The organism is Umezawaea endophytica, from assembly GCF_025061645.1.
Taxonomy (GTDB): domain Bacteria; phylum Actinomycetota; class Actinomycetes; order Mycobacteriales; family Pseudonocardiaceae; genus Umezawaea; species Umezawaea endophytica.
In genome coordinates this window covers 14,680-28,926 of sequence record NZ_JANYMP010000008.1, presented here as the reverse complement: position 1 = coordinate 28,926, position 14,247 = coordinate 14,680, and the positions used below count along the sequence as shown (strand labels likewise).

Annotated in this window: 16 protein-coding genes; 11 read left to right on the top strand and 5 right to left on the bottom strand. The window is 71.1% G+C overall.

Annotation, left to right across the window (positions count from 1 at the left end):
* Positions 1–8 precede the first annotated feature (8 nt).
* Entirely contained in the window at positions 9–674 is a 666-nt protein-coding gene (locus tag NZH93_RS18160) for a hypothetical protein (protein WP_259624300.1), read from the bottom strand.
* 147 nt (positions 675–821) lie between these two features.
* Here NZH93_RS18160 and NZH93_RS18155 point away from each other — a divergent pair, with 147 nt between their 5' ends.
* Positions 822–1,313 carry a beta-class carbonic anhydrase gene (locus NZH93_RS18155; RefSeq protein ID WP_259624299.1) on the top strand — a complete coding sequence of 164 codons (492 nt, stop codon included), beginning with the start codon at positions 822–824 and terminating at the stop codon, positions 1,311–1,313.
* Positions 1,314–1,721: 408 nt separating this feature from the next.
* Here the strand turns inward: NZH93_RS18155 and NZH93_RS18150 are convergent, their stop codons facing one another.
* Positions 1,722–2,258 (bottom strand): helix-turn-helix domain-containing protein, encoded by a 537-nt coding sequence (locus NZH93_RS18150; protein WP_259624298.1) that lies wholly within the window; start codon positions 2,256–2,258, stop codon positions 1,722–1,724.
* A gap of 77 nt (positions 2,259–2,335) precedes the next feature.
* Here NZH93_RS18150 and NZH93_RS18145 point away from each other — a divergent pair, with 77 nt between their 5' ends.
* From NZH93_RS18145 to NZH93_RS18125, 5 genes are all read left to right on the top strand, one after another.
* Positions 2,336–3,232 (top strand): alpha/beta hydrolase, encoded by an 897-nt coding sequence (locus NZH93_RS18145; protein ID WP_259624297.1) that lies wholly within the window; start codon positions 2,336–2,338, stop codon positions 3,230–3,232.
* A 102-nt stretch (positions 3,233–3,334) separates the two neighbouring features.
* Positions 3,335–4,141: a CPBP family intramembrane glutamic endopeptidase gene (locus NZH93_RS18140; protein WP_259624296.1), complete on the top strand. Its 807-nt coding sequence runs from the start codon at positions 3,335–3,337 to the stop codon at positions 4,139–4,141.
* A gap of 12 nt (positions 4,142–4,153) precedes the next feature.
* Positions 4,154–4,744 (top strand): DUF998 domain-containing protein, encoded by a 591-nt coding sequence (locus NZH93_RS18135; protein WP_259624295.1) that lies wholly within the window; start codon positions 4,154–4,156, stop codon positions 4,742–4,744.
* Positions 4,741–5,613: an HhH-GPD family protein gene (locus NZH93_RS18130; protein WP_259624294.1), complete on the top strand. Its 873-nt coding sequence runs from the start codon at positions 4,741–4,743 to the stop codon at positions 5,611–5,613. Before NZH93_RS18135 ends, NZH93_RS18130 begins: the two co-directional genes overlap by 4 nt.
* Positions 5,613–6,119 (top strand): 2'-5' RNA ligase family protein, encoded by a 507-nt coding sequence (locus NZH93_RS18125; RefSeq protein ID WP_259624293.1) that lies wholly within the window; start codon positions 5,613–5,615, stop codon positions 6,117–6,119. The genes NZH93_RS18130 and NZH93_RS18125 overlap by 1 nt, the downstream gene beginning before the upstream one ends.
* Here NZH93_RS18125 and NZH93_RS18120 read toward each other — a convergent pair.
* On the bottom strand, positions 6,112–6,843 hold the full coding sequence (locus NZH93_RS18120; RefSeq protein ID WP_259624292.1) for an alpha/beta fold hydrolase: 732 nt from the start codon (positions 6,841–6,843) through the stop codon (positions 6,112–6,114). The genes NZH93_RS18125 and NZH93_RS18120 overlap by 8 nt on opposite strands.
* 17 nt (positions 6,844–6,860) lie before the next feature.
* Between NZH93_RS18120 and NZH93_RS18115 the strand changes: the two genes are divergently transcribed.
* Genes NZH93_RS18115 through NZH93_RS18105 form a run of 3 tightly spaced genes read left to right on the top strand, consistent with a single transcriptional unit; the run spans position 6,861 to position 9,457 of the window.
* Entirely contained in the window at positions 6,861–8,339 is a 1,479-nt protein-coding gene (locus NZH93_RS18115) for a M1 family metallopeptidase (protein WP_259624291.1), read from the top strand.
* Between the two features lie 10 nt (positions 8,340–8,349).
* Entirely contained in the window at positions 8,350–8,664 is a 315-nt protein-coding gene (locus tag NZH93_RS18110; RefSeq protein WP_259624290.1) for an antibiotic biosynthesis monooxygenase family protein, read from the top strand.
* Positions 8,657–9,457, top strand: coding sequence for an SIR2 family NAD-dependent protein deacylase (locus tag NZH93_RS18105; RefSeq protein ID WP_259624289.1), 801 nt, complete (start codon positions 8,657–8,659; stop codon positions 9,455–9,457). The genes NZH93_RS18110 and NZH93_RS18105 overlap by 8 nt, the downstream gene beginning before the upstream one ends.
* Here NZH93_RS18105 and NZH93_RS18100 read toward each other — a convergent pair.
* The gene (locus tag NZH93_RS18100) at positions 9,429–10,412 is read right to left on the bottom strand and encodes an endonuclease/exonuclease/phosphatase family protein (RefSeq protein ID WP_259624288.1); all 984 of its coding nucleotides are present in this window, start codon (positions 10,410–10,412) and stop codon (positions 9,429–9,431) included. The genes NZH93_RS18105 and NZH93_RS18100 overlap by 29 nt on opposite strands.
* Before the next feature lie 100 nt (positions 10,413–10,512).
* Between NZH93_RS18100 and NZH93_RS18095 the strand changes: the two genes are divergently transcribed.
* Positions 10,513–10,959, top strand: coding sequence for a MarR family winged helix-turn-helix transcriptional regulator (locus tag NZH93_RS18095; RefSeq protein WP_259624287.1), 447 nt, complete (start codon positions 10,513–10,515; stop codon positions 10,957–10,959).
* Here NZH93_RS18095 and budC read toward each other — a convergent pair.
* On the bottom strand, positions 10,956–11,717 hold the full coding sequence (gene budC, locus NZH93_RS18090) for a meso-2,3-butanediol dehydrogenase (protein ID WP_259624286.1): 762 nt from the start codon (positions 11,715–11,717) through the stop codon (positions 10,956–10,958). The two genes, NZH93_RS18095 and budC, sit on opposite strands and share 4 nt — an antisense overlap.
* A gap of 109 nt (positions 11,718–11,826) precedes the next feature.
* Here budC and NZH93_RS18085 point away from each other — a divergent pair, with 109 nt between their 5' ends.
* Positions 11,827–14,220, top strand: coding sequence for a hypothetical protein (locus tag NZH93_RS18085; RefSeq protein WP_259624285.1), 2,394 nt, complete (start codon positions 11,827–11,829; stop codon positions 14,218–14,220).
* Positions 14,221–14,247: the final 27 nt, after the last annotated feature.

Here is a 14,247-nt window from a genome sequence, read left to right as displayed (position 1 = left end):
AGTCGTGATCAGTTCAACCTGAACACCACGGGGTTGCTGGCCTTGCCCGCGACCTTCGCGATCAGCAGGTAGTCACCAGGCCCGACCCTGCTGTGGGTGCGGCAGCCCTCGTCCGAGGTGCTGCCCGCCCAGTTCAGGCCGAACGTGAAGTTCTCGCGCGGCTGCATCACCCGGACCTCGTTGCCCTCGGTCGCGAAGCAGTGGTTCCCCGACCACAACTGCGTCGCCCCGTCCGCGCTGGTCACGATCAGCTCGCGCGTCGAACGCCCGATGTCCTTCGTGCACGGCAGCGGCCCGACGTTCACCACGTGGAACTTGAACTCGGGCTGCTGCCCGCTCTCGTAGCTCGCCTTCCCGACCTCCGCGACGACGTTGATCGACGCGTCGTCGCAAGGCGCGGGCGGCCCCGGCGGTGCCGTGGGTGCCGACGACGTCGCGGCCACCGCCGCCACCGACGGCGGAGCCGTGGCGGAACTGCTCGGCGCCGCGGTGGACGGCGGGGTCGACGGCGGCGTGGACACGGCGGCCTGCTGTTCCGGCTGCGCGTCCGAACGCCCGACGAGACTCGCCACCAGCCAGATCGTGAGCAGCAGGACGACGAGGGACACGCCGAGCGCTATCGCTCGACGACGCCAGTACACCGAGGCCGGCCGCGGCCCTGTGGGCTCGATCACCAACCGACCGTAACCGGGGGACACCTCCGCAGGCGGGACGCGGACGTAACTCGATGCGGTGAAAGGTGACGTTCACCGAAAGCCCTTGGCACCCGGAGCGGGAACCGTTGCAATAGATCTGGGACAGACCAGGACAGGAGGTGTGCCGTGACCGCGATCGACGAGTTGCTGCGCCGGAACGACGAGCTGGGCAACGTCGTGCCAGGTGACCGCTCCACACCCAAACCCTCGATGCAGGTAGCGATCCTGACCTGCATGGACTCGCGCATCCGGGTCTTCGAGATCTTCGGGCTGAAGCAGGGCGAGGCACACGTGCTGCGCAACGCGGGCGGCGTCGTGACGGACGACATGATCCGGTCGTTGGCGCTGTCGCAGCGAAAGCTGGGGACCAGGGAGGTGCTCCTGGTGCACCACACGAACTGCGGGTTGGAACTGGTGACCGAGGACGGGTTCAAGGACGAGCTGGAGACTGACTCCGGAATGCGGCCCACTTGGGCTGTGGAGGCGTTTCGGGAGGTCAAGGATAGCGTGCGTGGGTCTATGAATCGGTTGCGGCATAGTGCGTTCTTGCCTTTTAAGGAGAACGTGCGGGGGTTTGTTTATGATGTGCGTAGTGGGGTTTTGACTGAAGTCGTCTAACGGGGCTGGATGACTACGGCGCGGGAGTGGACCGCGTAACTGACCCCGGCACAGACCTCCCCCGCCGGCCCCATCCCCAGCGCCCTTCGTGTCCCGTTTGCTTTGTCAAGGCATCTTTCCCGCCTTGACAAAGCAAACGGGACATTGAAATAATTGCGCGAGCGGGGTGGCGGGGGAGCCCCTTGAAGACATACCCGTAGGTCACAGCGTGGTTGGGTGCCGTACCGGAGATCCAGCGTGGGGGTGGCCGATTTGACTTGGGGCCCCTAGATTTGCCCCTTCGTCGGACCAAAACGGCGGGAAGGTGAAGCCGCCGTCCGACGCAAGTTTAAGGGGCAAATCCCCCAAGTAAAATCGGCCACGTTGCGTAGGCGGCGTCCGGTTTCGTAGGTGGTCGGTATTTTTGGATCACGCTTTTTGCGGGGGGTTGTCCGGTACGACGACCAGGCTTACTACCCGTCGGGTGCGGCCGTCCCTGTCATGGTCCATTCGGGATACGACGGCGTGTTCGATTTCCTGTACCATTTCCGCGAATTCCTCGTCCGTCAGCCATACCGCTGCCTGGCGGTAGACGACCCCGTCGACGTTCGGGTCGGCGTCCCCATGTGCGAAGTACCGGTCGAAGTCGCCCATCAGTGATGCCGCGAACGTGGTGAACGACCTCCTGTGGTCGTCCCGCGTCATCGTGGCCCTGGCGGCGGGGTCTACGACGGCCTCCTCCTTGCGCACGCGGTAGCTGCGCTCCACGGTCCCCCGGACCCTCTTCTCCTCCACCACCTCCAGCACTCCGCCTTCCGCCAGTACGGCGATGTGGCGGTACATCGTGGCTGGGGCGATGTCCGGCAAGCGTTCCCGCAACTGCGCCGTCGTCAGCGGGTCGGCGTCGAACAGCGCTTGCAGGATGCGCATCCGCACGGGATGCAGGAGGAGATCCGCGGTAGCCATGGACGAATGTTCTCACATACGATAACGTTCTCACATACGAGAATGATCGCAAGACTGAGAACGATGGGAGTTGGCTCATGCGGGAGGTCGATGTGGCGATCGCCGCTGATGACGGGGTGCTGTTGGCGGGGACGCTGACGTTGCCCGTGGGTGTTGGGCCGCATCCGGCCGTCTTGCTGTTGCACGGGTCTGGGCGGCTTGATCGGGATGCCAACGCCGGGCGGTTGCGGATGGGGTTCGGGCCTGCTGTGGCGGCTGCGTTGGCCGCGGTGGGGATTGCTGTGTTGCGGTACGACCGGCGTGGGGTTGGTGCTACGGCTGGGGACTGGCTGTCCACCGGGTTCGTCGACAACCGGCGGGACGCTGTTGCCGCGTTGCGGGCGTTGGCTGGTCGGGACGACGTTCGGGCTGAGGCCGTTGGGGTGGTTGGGCACAGTGAAGGGGCCGTTCACGCGATGGCGCTCGGTTCGCGGCCCGAGGTGGCGGCGGTGGTGTTGTTGGCCGGGTTCGCGCGTACCGGGGAGGACGCGTTGCGGTGGCAGGCCAGGACTGTCACGGGTGGGTTGCCCGCGCCCGTACGGTCCGTGCTGCGGGGGATCGGGAATCGGCAGTTGGCGCGGATCAAGGCGTCCGGTGGTGATGTGGTGCGGGTCGTCGGGACGAAGCTGAACGCGCGGTGGATGCGGGAGATGCTCGTGCACGACTCGCGGTCGGACCTGGCGAACGTGCGCGTGCCCGTACTGGCGATCACCGGCGGCAAGGACGTCCAGGTGGACCCGGCCGACCTCGACCGGATCCGCGAACTGGTGCCCGGTGAGGTGGAGGTGCACCGGATCCCGGACCTGACCCACCTGCTGCGCCGCGATCAAGGCCGTTCGTCCGTTCGTTCCTACCCCGCGCAGCTCCGCAGGCCCGTCGACGCCGACCTGCTCGCGCAGGTGACGGACTGGCTCGCCCGCAAGCTCGGCGCGTAGCGAAAAACCCCTGACTGCACCAAGCCGGTCGTCGTTCGACTGATCACCGGCTCTCCTCGGCGCGCCCGCGCAACCCCTGCTCCCCGTGAAAGGGAAGAAGTCATGACCACCGCTACCCCCGTTCGGCAGAAGAGCGACCTCGCCGTCTTCTGGACCGTCACGTTCGTGACCACCTGGGCCTTCTGGTTCCTCGCGATGGCGCTCGGCGGATCGCCGACCAGCTCCCCCACCGCCATTCCCTACCTGCTCGGCGGGTTCGGCCCGGTGTTCGGGGCGATCGTCGTGCGGGTGCGTCGCGGCCGTCGGCGCGAGCCCGTGCCCGAGCACACCGTGCGGTTCCGGTTGGGCGCGCGGATGCTGTGGGTGCTGCCCCTGCTGGTGCTGGCCTCGGGCAGCGTGGTGGGGGCCGCGCTGCTCGCCGACCTGCTGGGTGGTCCGGCGGTGAGCCTCACCGAGGGGCAGAAGTTGATCGCGGCCCTCGGCGGGCCCGCGCCGTTCCTGATCGGCATGGTGATCGGCGGGCCGCTGGCCGAGGAGCCGGGGTGGCGTGGCACGGCCTACCCGAGGCTGCTCGCGACGATGGGCCGGGTCCGGGCCGGGCTGCTGCTGGGTGCCGTCTGGGCGGTGTGGCACCTGCCGTTGTTCTTCATCAGCGGCACCGTGCAGTCCGAGCTGGGGCTGTTCACCTGGAGCGGGCTGATGTTCACGCTCACCGTGCTGCCGATGGCGCTGCTGACCGGATACGCCTACGAGCGGGCTGGGGTGGTCGCGGCGGTCGCGGTGCACTTCGGGGTCAACGCGACCGTCGCGGTGCTGACCGTGAAGTCGCCCGTCACGCAGGCGTTCGTCCTGGCGGTGCAGGTCGTCGTCGTGTTCGTCCTCCATCGGGCCACTACCCGGCGTCGCTGACATGCTGGAGCGATGAACCCCAGGTGGGCGGGTCTCGTCGCGCTGGTGACCGGGGTCCAGTACCTCGTGCTCGAAGCGGTCGCCGCGGCCGCGTGGACGACCCCGTCGTACCGGTACGCCGTCGACTACATCAGCGACCTCGGTGCGGCGGGTTCGCCGTCGGCGGCGGTGATGAACACCGCGTTCGTCTTGCAGGGCCTCGGGTTCCTGGTGGTCGGGCTGGTGGTCGCGGCGCACGTCGGCGGGCCGCGGCGGTACCTGGTCGCCGCGTTCACCGTCGCCCACGCCGTCGGCAACGTGCTGGTCGCCGCGTTCCCCAGCTCGTCCGGCTCCGGTCTGCACCTCGTCGGGGCGGTGTTGGCGATCGTGGGTGGCAACGCCGCCGCGTTCGCCGCGTCCCACGGGCGGTTCCGGTGGCTGGGCGTCCTGCCGGTGCTGGGGCTGCTGTGCGCGCCGCTGATCGGTCGGAGCGAGTTCCACGGGCTGTGGGAGCGCGGGAGCGTCTACTCGATCACGCTGTGGGAGATCGCCTTCGGCGTGCTGCTCCTGGTGAACCGCCGGGAGCCGTCCGGTCGGCGCCTGGGAGAATCACCGGCGTTATGAGCCTGGATACGGAGTTGGTCCTCGACTGGTTCGCCGAAACCGCCCGCGACCTGCCATGGCGGCGGCCGGAGTGCACGGCGTGGGGTGTGCTGGTCAGCGAGATCATGTTGCAGCAGACGCCCGTCGCCCGCGTGGAGCCGATCTGGCGCGAGTGGCTGGAGCGGTGGCCGGTGCCGTCCGCGATGGCCGCCGCCTCGCAGGGCGAGGTCGTGCGGGCGTGGGGGAAGCTCGGGTACCCGCGGCGGGCGCTGCGGCTGCACGCGGCCGCAGCGGTGATCGAGGCCGAGCACGACGACGTGGTCCCGTCCGATGTGGACACCCTGCTCGGGTTGCCGGGCATCGGCGCGTACACGGCTCGTGCAGTGGCGGCTTTCGCTTACGGGCAGAAGGTTCCCGTGGTCGACACCAACGTGCGGCGGGTCGTCGCGCGGGCGGTGCACGGGGCCGCGGACGCGGGGCCGCCGTCGACGACGCGGGACCTCGCGGACGTCGACGCGCTGCTGCCGGAGGAGGGCGCGGCGGTGTACTCGGCCGCGCTGATGGAGCTCGGGGCGTTGATCTGCACGGCGCGGGCGCCGAAGTGCGCGGACTGCCCGGTGTTCGGCGAGTGCGCCTGGCAGATCGCCGGCCGACCGGCGTACGCGGGACCGGTGAAGGTGGCGCAGAAGTTCGCGGGCACCGATCGACAGGTGCGCGGCCTGCTGCTGGACGTGCTGCGCGGCACCAGCGAGGCCGTGCCGAAGGCGAAGCTCGACGTGGTGTGGTCCGACGCCGGGCAGCGCGACAAGTGCCTGCACTCGCTGCTGGTGGACGGGCTGGTCGAGCAGACAGCGGGCGGGCTGTTCGCGCTTCCCGGCGAGCACCGCTGATGGCGCAGGGCGTGGTCGCCTTCTTCGACGACGAGGCGGACGCGGCCGTGCGGGAGCTGTGGCGGCGGCTGCGGGCCGTCGGCGTGCCGACGGACGAGAAGTTCCCGCCGCACCTGACCTACGCGGTGGCGACGTCGATCCCCGCCAAGGCGCGGGCCGCGCTGCGCGAGGAACTGGGCAGGCTCTGGCTCCCCGGACTGCCGCTGGAGAACCTGTCGTCGTTCGCGACCAGCGAGAACGTCCTGATGCTCGCCGCCGTCGTGGACGGCGAACTGCTGGCCGTGCACTCGGCGATCCACGACGTGCTGGCGCGCAAGGTGAAGAACCCGTCGGCGTACTACCTGCCGGGCCACTGGGTGCCGCACTGCACGCTGGCGCTGGGCGTGACGGACGAGCAGATGGTGGCCGGGTTCGCCGCGCTGTACCCGGTGCGGCCGATCCGCGCCAAGGTGGCGCGGGTGTGCGTGGTCGACACGGCGACCGGCGAGGTCGACGACCTCACCTAGCCAGGAACGCCTCCACGGCGCCGCGGAACACGTGCGGCGCCTCGTCGTGGACGACGTGACCGGACTCGGGCACGAGCAGGTGCCGCCCACCGGCCCTGCGGGCCATCTCGGCCATCTGACCGGGCCGCATGCCCCCCTTCCCGGCCTCGATCGCCAGCAGCGGGCAGCGGACCGCGTCCACGTAGTGCCAGTAGTCGCGGACACCCCACTCGGCGGCGATCTCGTACAGGTCCTCCAGGCGGGCCAACAGGTGGTAGCCGTCGTCGCGCTCCTCGAAGAACTCCTCCACCCTCGGCACGTCGACCACCGAGCGGACGTGGGCGAGCGAGCGGAACGGGACGGGCCAGGCGTCGAAGTACCACTTCCAGTCGTCGACGGACTTGCCGGTGTTGTCCGGCACGACGTCCTCCACGACGATCGAGCGCACCAGTTCCGGGTGGGTGGCGGCCAGCCCGAGCGCGTGCAGGCCGCCCATCGAGTGGCCGATCACGACGGCGGGCCCGAGTCCCAGCTCCACCACCGCCTCGGCGGCGTCGGCGACGAAGTCCTCGGTGCGCCACGGGCCGCCGCGCGCGTTCCGGCCGTGACCGCGGGCGTCCACCGCGACCACCCGGCCGTAGCGGGTGAGCCACTGCGCGACCGTCCACCAGGTGGTGGCGCGGCTCATCAGGCCGTGCAGGAGGAGGATGCCTTGACCCGATCCGCCGAACTCGATGGTGCCCATGCGTGCATCATTGCGGCATGGCTATCAGCTCCAAGGCACGCCCGTACCTGCTGATCGTCGCCGTCGTGCTGGTGGTCGCCGGTGTGGTGGTCGCCAGGATCCCGGAGAAGACCGGTGGGTCCGCCGGGTCGACGACGTCAGCGCCTCCGTCCTCGGCGGGAGCGCTCGCGGGCCAGGGCGGTGACGGCGCGGGCGACCCGTACTACGCGACGGACGGCAACACGGGGTACGACGTGGACCGGTACGACGTCGCGATCAGCTACGACCCGGCGACGAAGCTGCTGGAGGGCGAGGCCACCATCACCGCGAAGGCCACCTCCGACCTCACCAGGTTCAACCTGGACCTGCACGCGCTGAAGGTCAGCGAGGTGCGGGTGGGCGACCAGGCGGCGAAGTTCACCCAGGAGGGCGACCACGAACTGGTGATCACGCCCGCCTCGGAGCTGCGCGCGAACCAGCCGTTCACCGCGGTCGTGACGTACGCCGGTGAGCCGCAGATGTTCGACGATAAGGCGCTGGGCACGAGCGGGTGGCAGATCTCCGCGTCCGGCGGGGCGTTCGCGGCGGGCGAGCCGCACTCCGCGACCTCGTGGTTCCCGGCGAACGACACCCCCAAGGACAAGGCGAAGTTCTCCCTCTCCGCACGGGTGCCGAACGGCTGGTCGGTCGTCTCCAACGGCCGTGAGGACGGCTCGTCCACCGCGAACGGCTGGACGACGTTCAAGTGGACCGAGGACACGCCGCTGGCGACGTACCTGGCGACCGTGGCGATCGACAAGTGGCAATTCGACCGGTCGCAGTTGGTGGACGGCACGAAGGTGGTCAACGCGTACGCGCCCGGCGCGGAGGGCAAGAGGGCGCAGCAGAACCGGCTGCCGGAGATCCTGGCGTTCCTGTCGGAGAAGTTCGGGCCGTACCCGTTCGACGAGGCGGGCGGCATCTACCTGGCCGACAACATCGGGTTCTCGCTGGAGACGCAGACGCGGCCGATCTACGCGCAGTGGGCCGACCTGGAGACCGTGGTGCACGAGAACGCGCACCAGTGGTTCGGCGACTCGGTGTCGTTGGAGAACTGGGCGGACATCTGCCTGAACGAGTGCTTCGCCAGCTACTCGCAATGGCTGTGGGCCGAGGCCAAGGAGGGCGCGAACCTCGACGACCGCTTCCGCGCCGAGGTCGAGAAGCGCAAGGACAGCACCAACTACTGGAGCCGCAAGCTCTACGACATGGGGCGCGGCAACGAGTTCCGCGGCGTGTACGACAAGGGCATCCTGGCGCTGCACGCGTTGCGCAGGCAGATCGGCGACCCGGCGTTCGACCAGGTGCTCAAGGGCTGGACGTCCCAGCACAAGGACGGCAACGCGTCGTGGCCGCAGTTCGAGGAGCACGTGGAGAAGATCGCGGGCCAGGACCTCGACGGGTTCTTCGCGGCCTGGTTCCGGGGTGACCAGCGTCCCTCCGACGAGTACCTGCTGCCGGGCGCGCTGCGCCGATAGGCTGGGAACCATGGCAGTCGTGAAGATCAACGCGATCAAGGTTCCCGAGGGCGCGGGCCCCGAGCTGGAGAAGCGGTTCGCCGCCCGGCTGGGCACGGTGGACTCCTCCCCCGGTTTCCTCGGCTTCGAACTCCTCCGGCCCGTCGCGGGTGACGACCGGTACTTCGTCTACACCAAGTGGGAGACGGACGAGGACTTCGAGAACTGGAAGAACGGCGGCGCGCGCGAGGCCCACGCGGGCGAGCGGGCGAAGCCGGTGGCCAGCGGTGCCGACCTGCTCGAGTTCGAGGTCGTGCTCGGCTCCACGCCCAAAAAGGATGCTTGACCAGGCAGCCGAGCTGCTCGCCCGTGCCGACGCGGTCCTCGTCTGCGCCGGCGCGGGCATGGGCGTCGACTCCGGTCTGCCGGACTTCCGCGGTGACCGCGGGTTCTGGCAGGCGTACCCGCCGTACGAGCGGCTCGGCCTGAGCTTCGTGGAACTGGCCGACCCGGTGCACTTCGCCGACGACCCCGGCCTGGCCTGGGGCTTCTACGGGCACCGGATGCACCTGTACCGCGACACCGTCCCGCACGTCGGGTTCGACCTGCTGCGCGGGTGGGGCGCCGAGCAGCGGGTGTTCACGTCCAACGTGGACGGGCAGTTCCAGCGGGCCGGGTTCATCGACGTCGCCGAGGTGCACGGGTCGATCCACCACCTCCAGTGCGTGGAGCCGTGCACGGACGACGTCTGGCCCGCCGACGGCGTGTCCGTGGTGGTCGACTCCGAGACCATGCGCGCGCTGGACCCGTTGCCGAGCTGCCGCAACTGCGGTGGGCTGGCGCGGCCGAACATCCTGATGTTCGACGACTACTCCTGGGTCGGCACGCGGAGCCAGCGGGCGTTGGACGAGCTGACGGCGTGGCGGCGCGGTCTGCGCGGGAAGTCGCTGGTGGTCGTGGAGATCGGCGCGGGCAGCGCCGTCCCGACCGTGCGGCGTCAGGCCGAGCTGGCCAGCGCGGCCACCGGGGCGCTGATCCGGATCAACCCGCGCGAGCCCGAGGTGCGGCACGGGCGCGGGGTGTCGCTGCCGATGGGGGCCGCCGAGGCGCTCACAGAGCTGGCACGACGAACTTCGTGACCACCGCGCGGTGGTCGGTGCCCGCGATGGCCAGCACGGCGTAGGTGTCGACCGGGCAGCGGCTGTCGACCAGCACGTGGTCGATGGTCACCGGCGGCGGCCACAACCGGCCCGCGGGCCACGTCGGCTCCAGCCCGGCGCCTACCTCGTCGGCCGCGTCCACGTAGCCGTTGGAGAGCAGCCTGCGGAGGGTGACGTGGTCCAGGGTGGCGTTGAAGTCGCCCGCCAGCACGCGCGGCGGCCCGTTGAGGTCCCGCTTCGGCAGCCCGGCCATCTCGCGCTGCCACGCGTCCGGTCCGGCGAGCTCGACCGGCGGGCTCGTGTGCACGGCGACGACCTCGATGTCCTGCCTGCCCGGCAGGTCGACGACCGCGCCCGGCTGCCGCATCGTGGACGGCGGCGTCAGGGTCTTGGCGGTCAGCGGGTGGCGCGAGGCGATCCCGGACCCCAGCCCGTCCGCCTCGTCCTGGAACACCCGGTGCGGCAGCAGACCCCGGAGCCCGGCCCGGTCCAGGGCCACGACCGCTTCCGGCGAGAGCTCCTGGAGGCTCAGCACGTCGACGTCGTTCTCCCGCACGGCGGTCACGATGTCGACGGCGTCGGCCTGCCCGAAGAGCATGTTCACCGACATCAGCCGGACCTCGGTGCCCACCCCGTTCGGCCGCGAGTCGGGGAACGCCCTGGGCGCCACGGCCGCGACCAGCACGACGGCCACCAGCAGCACCACCGTGCCCGCCGCCCAGCGCCGCAGCAGCAGCGCGAGGCAGCCCAGCAGCACACCGGCCGCGGTCGTGTACGGCGTCAGCGCGGTCGCCGCGACCATGTACCGGGTGCCGTCGATCCCGAGCAGCCGCAGCCCCGCCGCGCCGAGGAAGACGACGGTCAGCAGCACGATGAACGTCGACAGCGCACCGCCGCCCACCCGCCGCCGCCTGCGCACTTCGGTGTCGACCACGGGACCAGTCTGCCCGAGCCGCTCCGCCCACCGGTCCGGGTTGGGTGGACGCGCAGGTCAACCGACATGTGTGCCTGCACAGGCAGCTAAAATGCGGGCCGTGGACACCCCGCGCGCCCTCACCCCGCCCGAAGAAGAGCTGTGGCGCGCGTTCGCCCGGATCCTGAACGTCCTGCCGCGGGTGATCGACGTCGAGCTCCAGACCAAGGCCAACATCACCGCACCCGAGTACACGGCTCTGTCGAGCCTCGGCGACGCCCGCCCGGACGGCCTGCGGATCAACGAGCTGGCGGCCCGCGTCGGCCTGTCGGCCAGCCGGGTCAGCAGGCTGGCCGACGGCCTCGTGCGGCGCGGCGAGGTCGCCCGCCACCAGGACCCCGACGACGCCCGCGGCTACCGGCTCACGATCACCGACGCGGGCCTGACCAGGATCGAGGCGGCCTGGCCGCACCAGGTCGACAACGTCCGCCGCACCGTGCTCGACCACGTCGACGAAGCCGACTACGAGGTGCTCACGCGGACGCTGCGGAAGATCGTCGGCGACTAGAACAGCTCCGGCTGCCCGTCCGACGCCGTCAGCCCGCCGTCGACCGGCAGGTTGACGCCCGTCACGAACCGCGCGTCGTCGCTGGCCAGGAACACGACCACGTCCCCGACCTCCTCGGCTTCCGCCGCGCGCCCCATCGGGATCGCCCTGGCGAACGCCTCGGACACGCCCTCGGTGGCCCGGAACGCCTCCGTCATCGCGGTCACGGTCAGGCTCGGGCACACCGCGTTCACCCGGATCCCGTCCCGCCCGTGGTCGAGCGCCATCGCGCGGGTCATGTTCGACACCGCGCCCTTGGCGGCGTTGTAGGCGACGGCGGAGTAGTCGCCGCCGATGCCCGCCACCGACGAGACGTTGACGATGTTCCCGCGCGTCACCCGGAGGTGCTTCACCGCGGCCCGCGAGGCGAAGAACACCGAGTCCAGGTTGGTGCCCGTGATGTGCCGCCACAGCTCCGTCGTCGTCTCCTCGACGGTGGAGAGCGCCGCCGCGCCCGCGTTGTTGACCAGCACGTCCAGCCGCCCGTAGGTGCTCGCCACGTCCTCCACCAGCTCCGTCACGGCCGCCTCGTCCGACACGTCGACGACCCTGGTGCCGATGTCGCCGGGGCTGCCCGCGACGGCGTCGAGCGTCGCGCTGGTCCGGCCCGCCACCACCACGCGGGCGCCTTCGGCCGCGAACCGCCGTGCGGCGGCGGCCCCGATCCCCGATCCGCCGCCGGTCACGATGACAACCTTGCCGTCGAACCTGCTACCCATCGCTGTCTCCCTCGTGCGGTCCACACCGGTAAACTATCTGCGTGCGCATGCATATTACTTCCTCGTCGACGTCCCTCTCCGTGAGGCCCCGGCGGCGTAGGGTGATCCCGTGCCTCCGGACGGAAGCAGCGAGCAGCCCCGCGTGCACAACGACCTGTCCGGCGAGGCCTCGAACGTCGTGCAGGCGGGGACCGTCACCGGCGGCGTGCACTTCCACGGCACCGCGGGTCCCGGTCGTCCCGGCACCGCCCGGCCCATCGGGCTGTGGGACCCGTTCGACCTGGACGTCCACCGGGCGATCACGGTCGCCACCACCGGGCTCCCCGCGCTGCCCGCCTACCTGCGGCGCGGCCACGACGACGAGCTGGACGCACACCTGGCGACCCTCGACCGCACCACCATGGTCGTGCTGACCGGCGAGTCGTCCACCGGCAAGACCCGTGCGCTCTACGAGGCCGTGCGGCGGCACGAGGTGCTGCGCGACTGGCCCCTGGTCTACCCGCGCACGGCCGACGACCTGGTCAGCACCGCCGGGCGGCTGCGCGCGGGCACGGTGCTGTGGCTGAACGAGACCCAGCACCACCTGAGCGGTGTCCAGGCGGTCAGCACCCTGCGCGCCCTGCTGGAGCGGCCGGGTCCGGTGGTGGTGCTCGGAACGCTGTGGCCGCAGTTCTGGTCCGAGTTCACCGCGGGCCACGAGCACGCCAGGAGCCTGCTGGTGCACCGGGTCGTGCGGATCCGGGTAGCCGACCGCTTCGACGGCCGCGACGTGGCGACGCTCATGGCCGACGAGCGGGCCGACCCGCGCCTGGTCACCGCGGTGACGACCTCGGGTCCCAGCCGCCGGGTCATCCAGACCATCGCGGGCGGACCCGCGCTCGTCGAGCGGTACCGGCACCCCGACAGCGCCGACGACCGCTACGCGACGGCGATCCTGTCGGCCGCGCTGGACGCGCGCAGGCTCGGCTACCAGGGCCTGCTCACCGGGGCCCTGCTCGCCGACGCCGCCGAGGGGTACCTGGCCGCCGAGGACCAGGTAGACGTGCCGGAGGACTGGTTCGGGCGCGGGCTGGACCGGGCCGCGAGGGGTGACTCGCACGGCATCACCGCGCTGATCCCCAAGCGGGTGAGTCCCGGCCCTGGCCCGGCCGAGGGCTACGACCTGCACGACTACGTCGACCAGCAGGGCCGGGCCGCCCGCCGCTCGACCCCCGCTCCGGCGTCGCTCTGGCAGGCGCTGGTCGACCACGCCGAGGAGCACGACGACCGGGCCCGCCTGGCGACGAGCGCGTACGACCGCCTGCTCTACCGGTACGCCGACCCGCTGCGCGAGGGCGTCGACCTGGCGGACCCGCACTGGTCGCGGCTGCTGGCGATGCTGGTGCGCCACGGCAGGACCGAGGCGGTGCTGCTGGTGCTCGGCCGGTCGCGCGGACCGCACGGGCCGTGGGAGCGCCTGCTGGACACCGTGGAGGAGATCGGCGCGGAGGGCCGGACCACCGAGTACCGGGCCCTGCTGGAGGCGCTGGTCCGGCGGGAACAGCGTCCCGCGCGGGTCGGTCCGCTGCTGGTGGAGCACCTCGTGGACCTCGATCTGCTGGACGAGGCGCTGGACGTGGGGCGGCGCGCCCCGGAGTCGTGCGCCGCGCTCGCCACCGCGCTGGCCGACCGGGGCCGGTGGGACGAGGCCCTCGCGATCGTGCGGGAGGGCAGCGTCACCTGGGTGCCGCGGTGGCTCGCCGACCGGTTGGCCGCCGCGGGCAACATCACCGGGCTGCGTCGACTCGCGGCCACGAACTGCGTCGAGGCCGTCGCCCACCTGGTCGCCGACGACCTCCGGCACGGCAGGCTCGACGACGCGCTGGAGGGGCTCACCGCACTCCGCCGGTCCAGGCACCGGCTGGACGCCGACCTGGTCACCCTGCTGATCGAGCGGGGTCAGGTCGAGACCGTCGTGCAGTTCGTCGAGGACCAGCACCCGCTGGAGCTCAAGGCGCTGGTGGACGGCCTGGTCTCGCTCGGGCAGGAGGAGCGAGCTCTGCGGCTGCTCACCGTCCACGACACCGACCGAAACCTGCTCGCGGACTTCCTGGTGGCGCGATCCCGCTGGGAGGAGGCGGTGGCACTCGTGGGGACGGTCCCCGCGTGGGCCTACTGGTGGATCCCGCAGCGGCTGGCCGAGGTGGGCAACACCGCCAAGCTGCGCGAAGCGGCCGAGCGCGGGAACCCGCACGCCCAACTCCTGCTCACCGACCTGCTCCCGCCCGACGAGGCGGTGGACGTCCTGAGGCGGTTCGCGGCGCAGGACGACCTGGTGGCGATCGAACTGGCCGACGTCCTCGCCGGGAGGCGGCGGTTCGCCGAACTGCGCGAGCGGACCGCCGCGGGTGACCGGTACAGCGGGGAGTGGCTGGTGCGGCTCGCGCACCGCGGCGGCCTGCCCGACGGCGAGCGGCTCGTGCGGTTCGGGCTCACCCCCGACGGCACGGTCGCCGAGGCCTGAACGCACGAAGCGCCCCCAGCCGTGGCT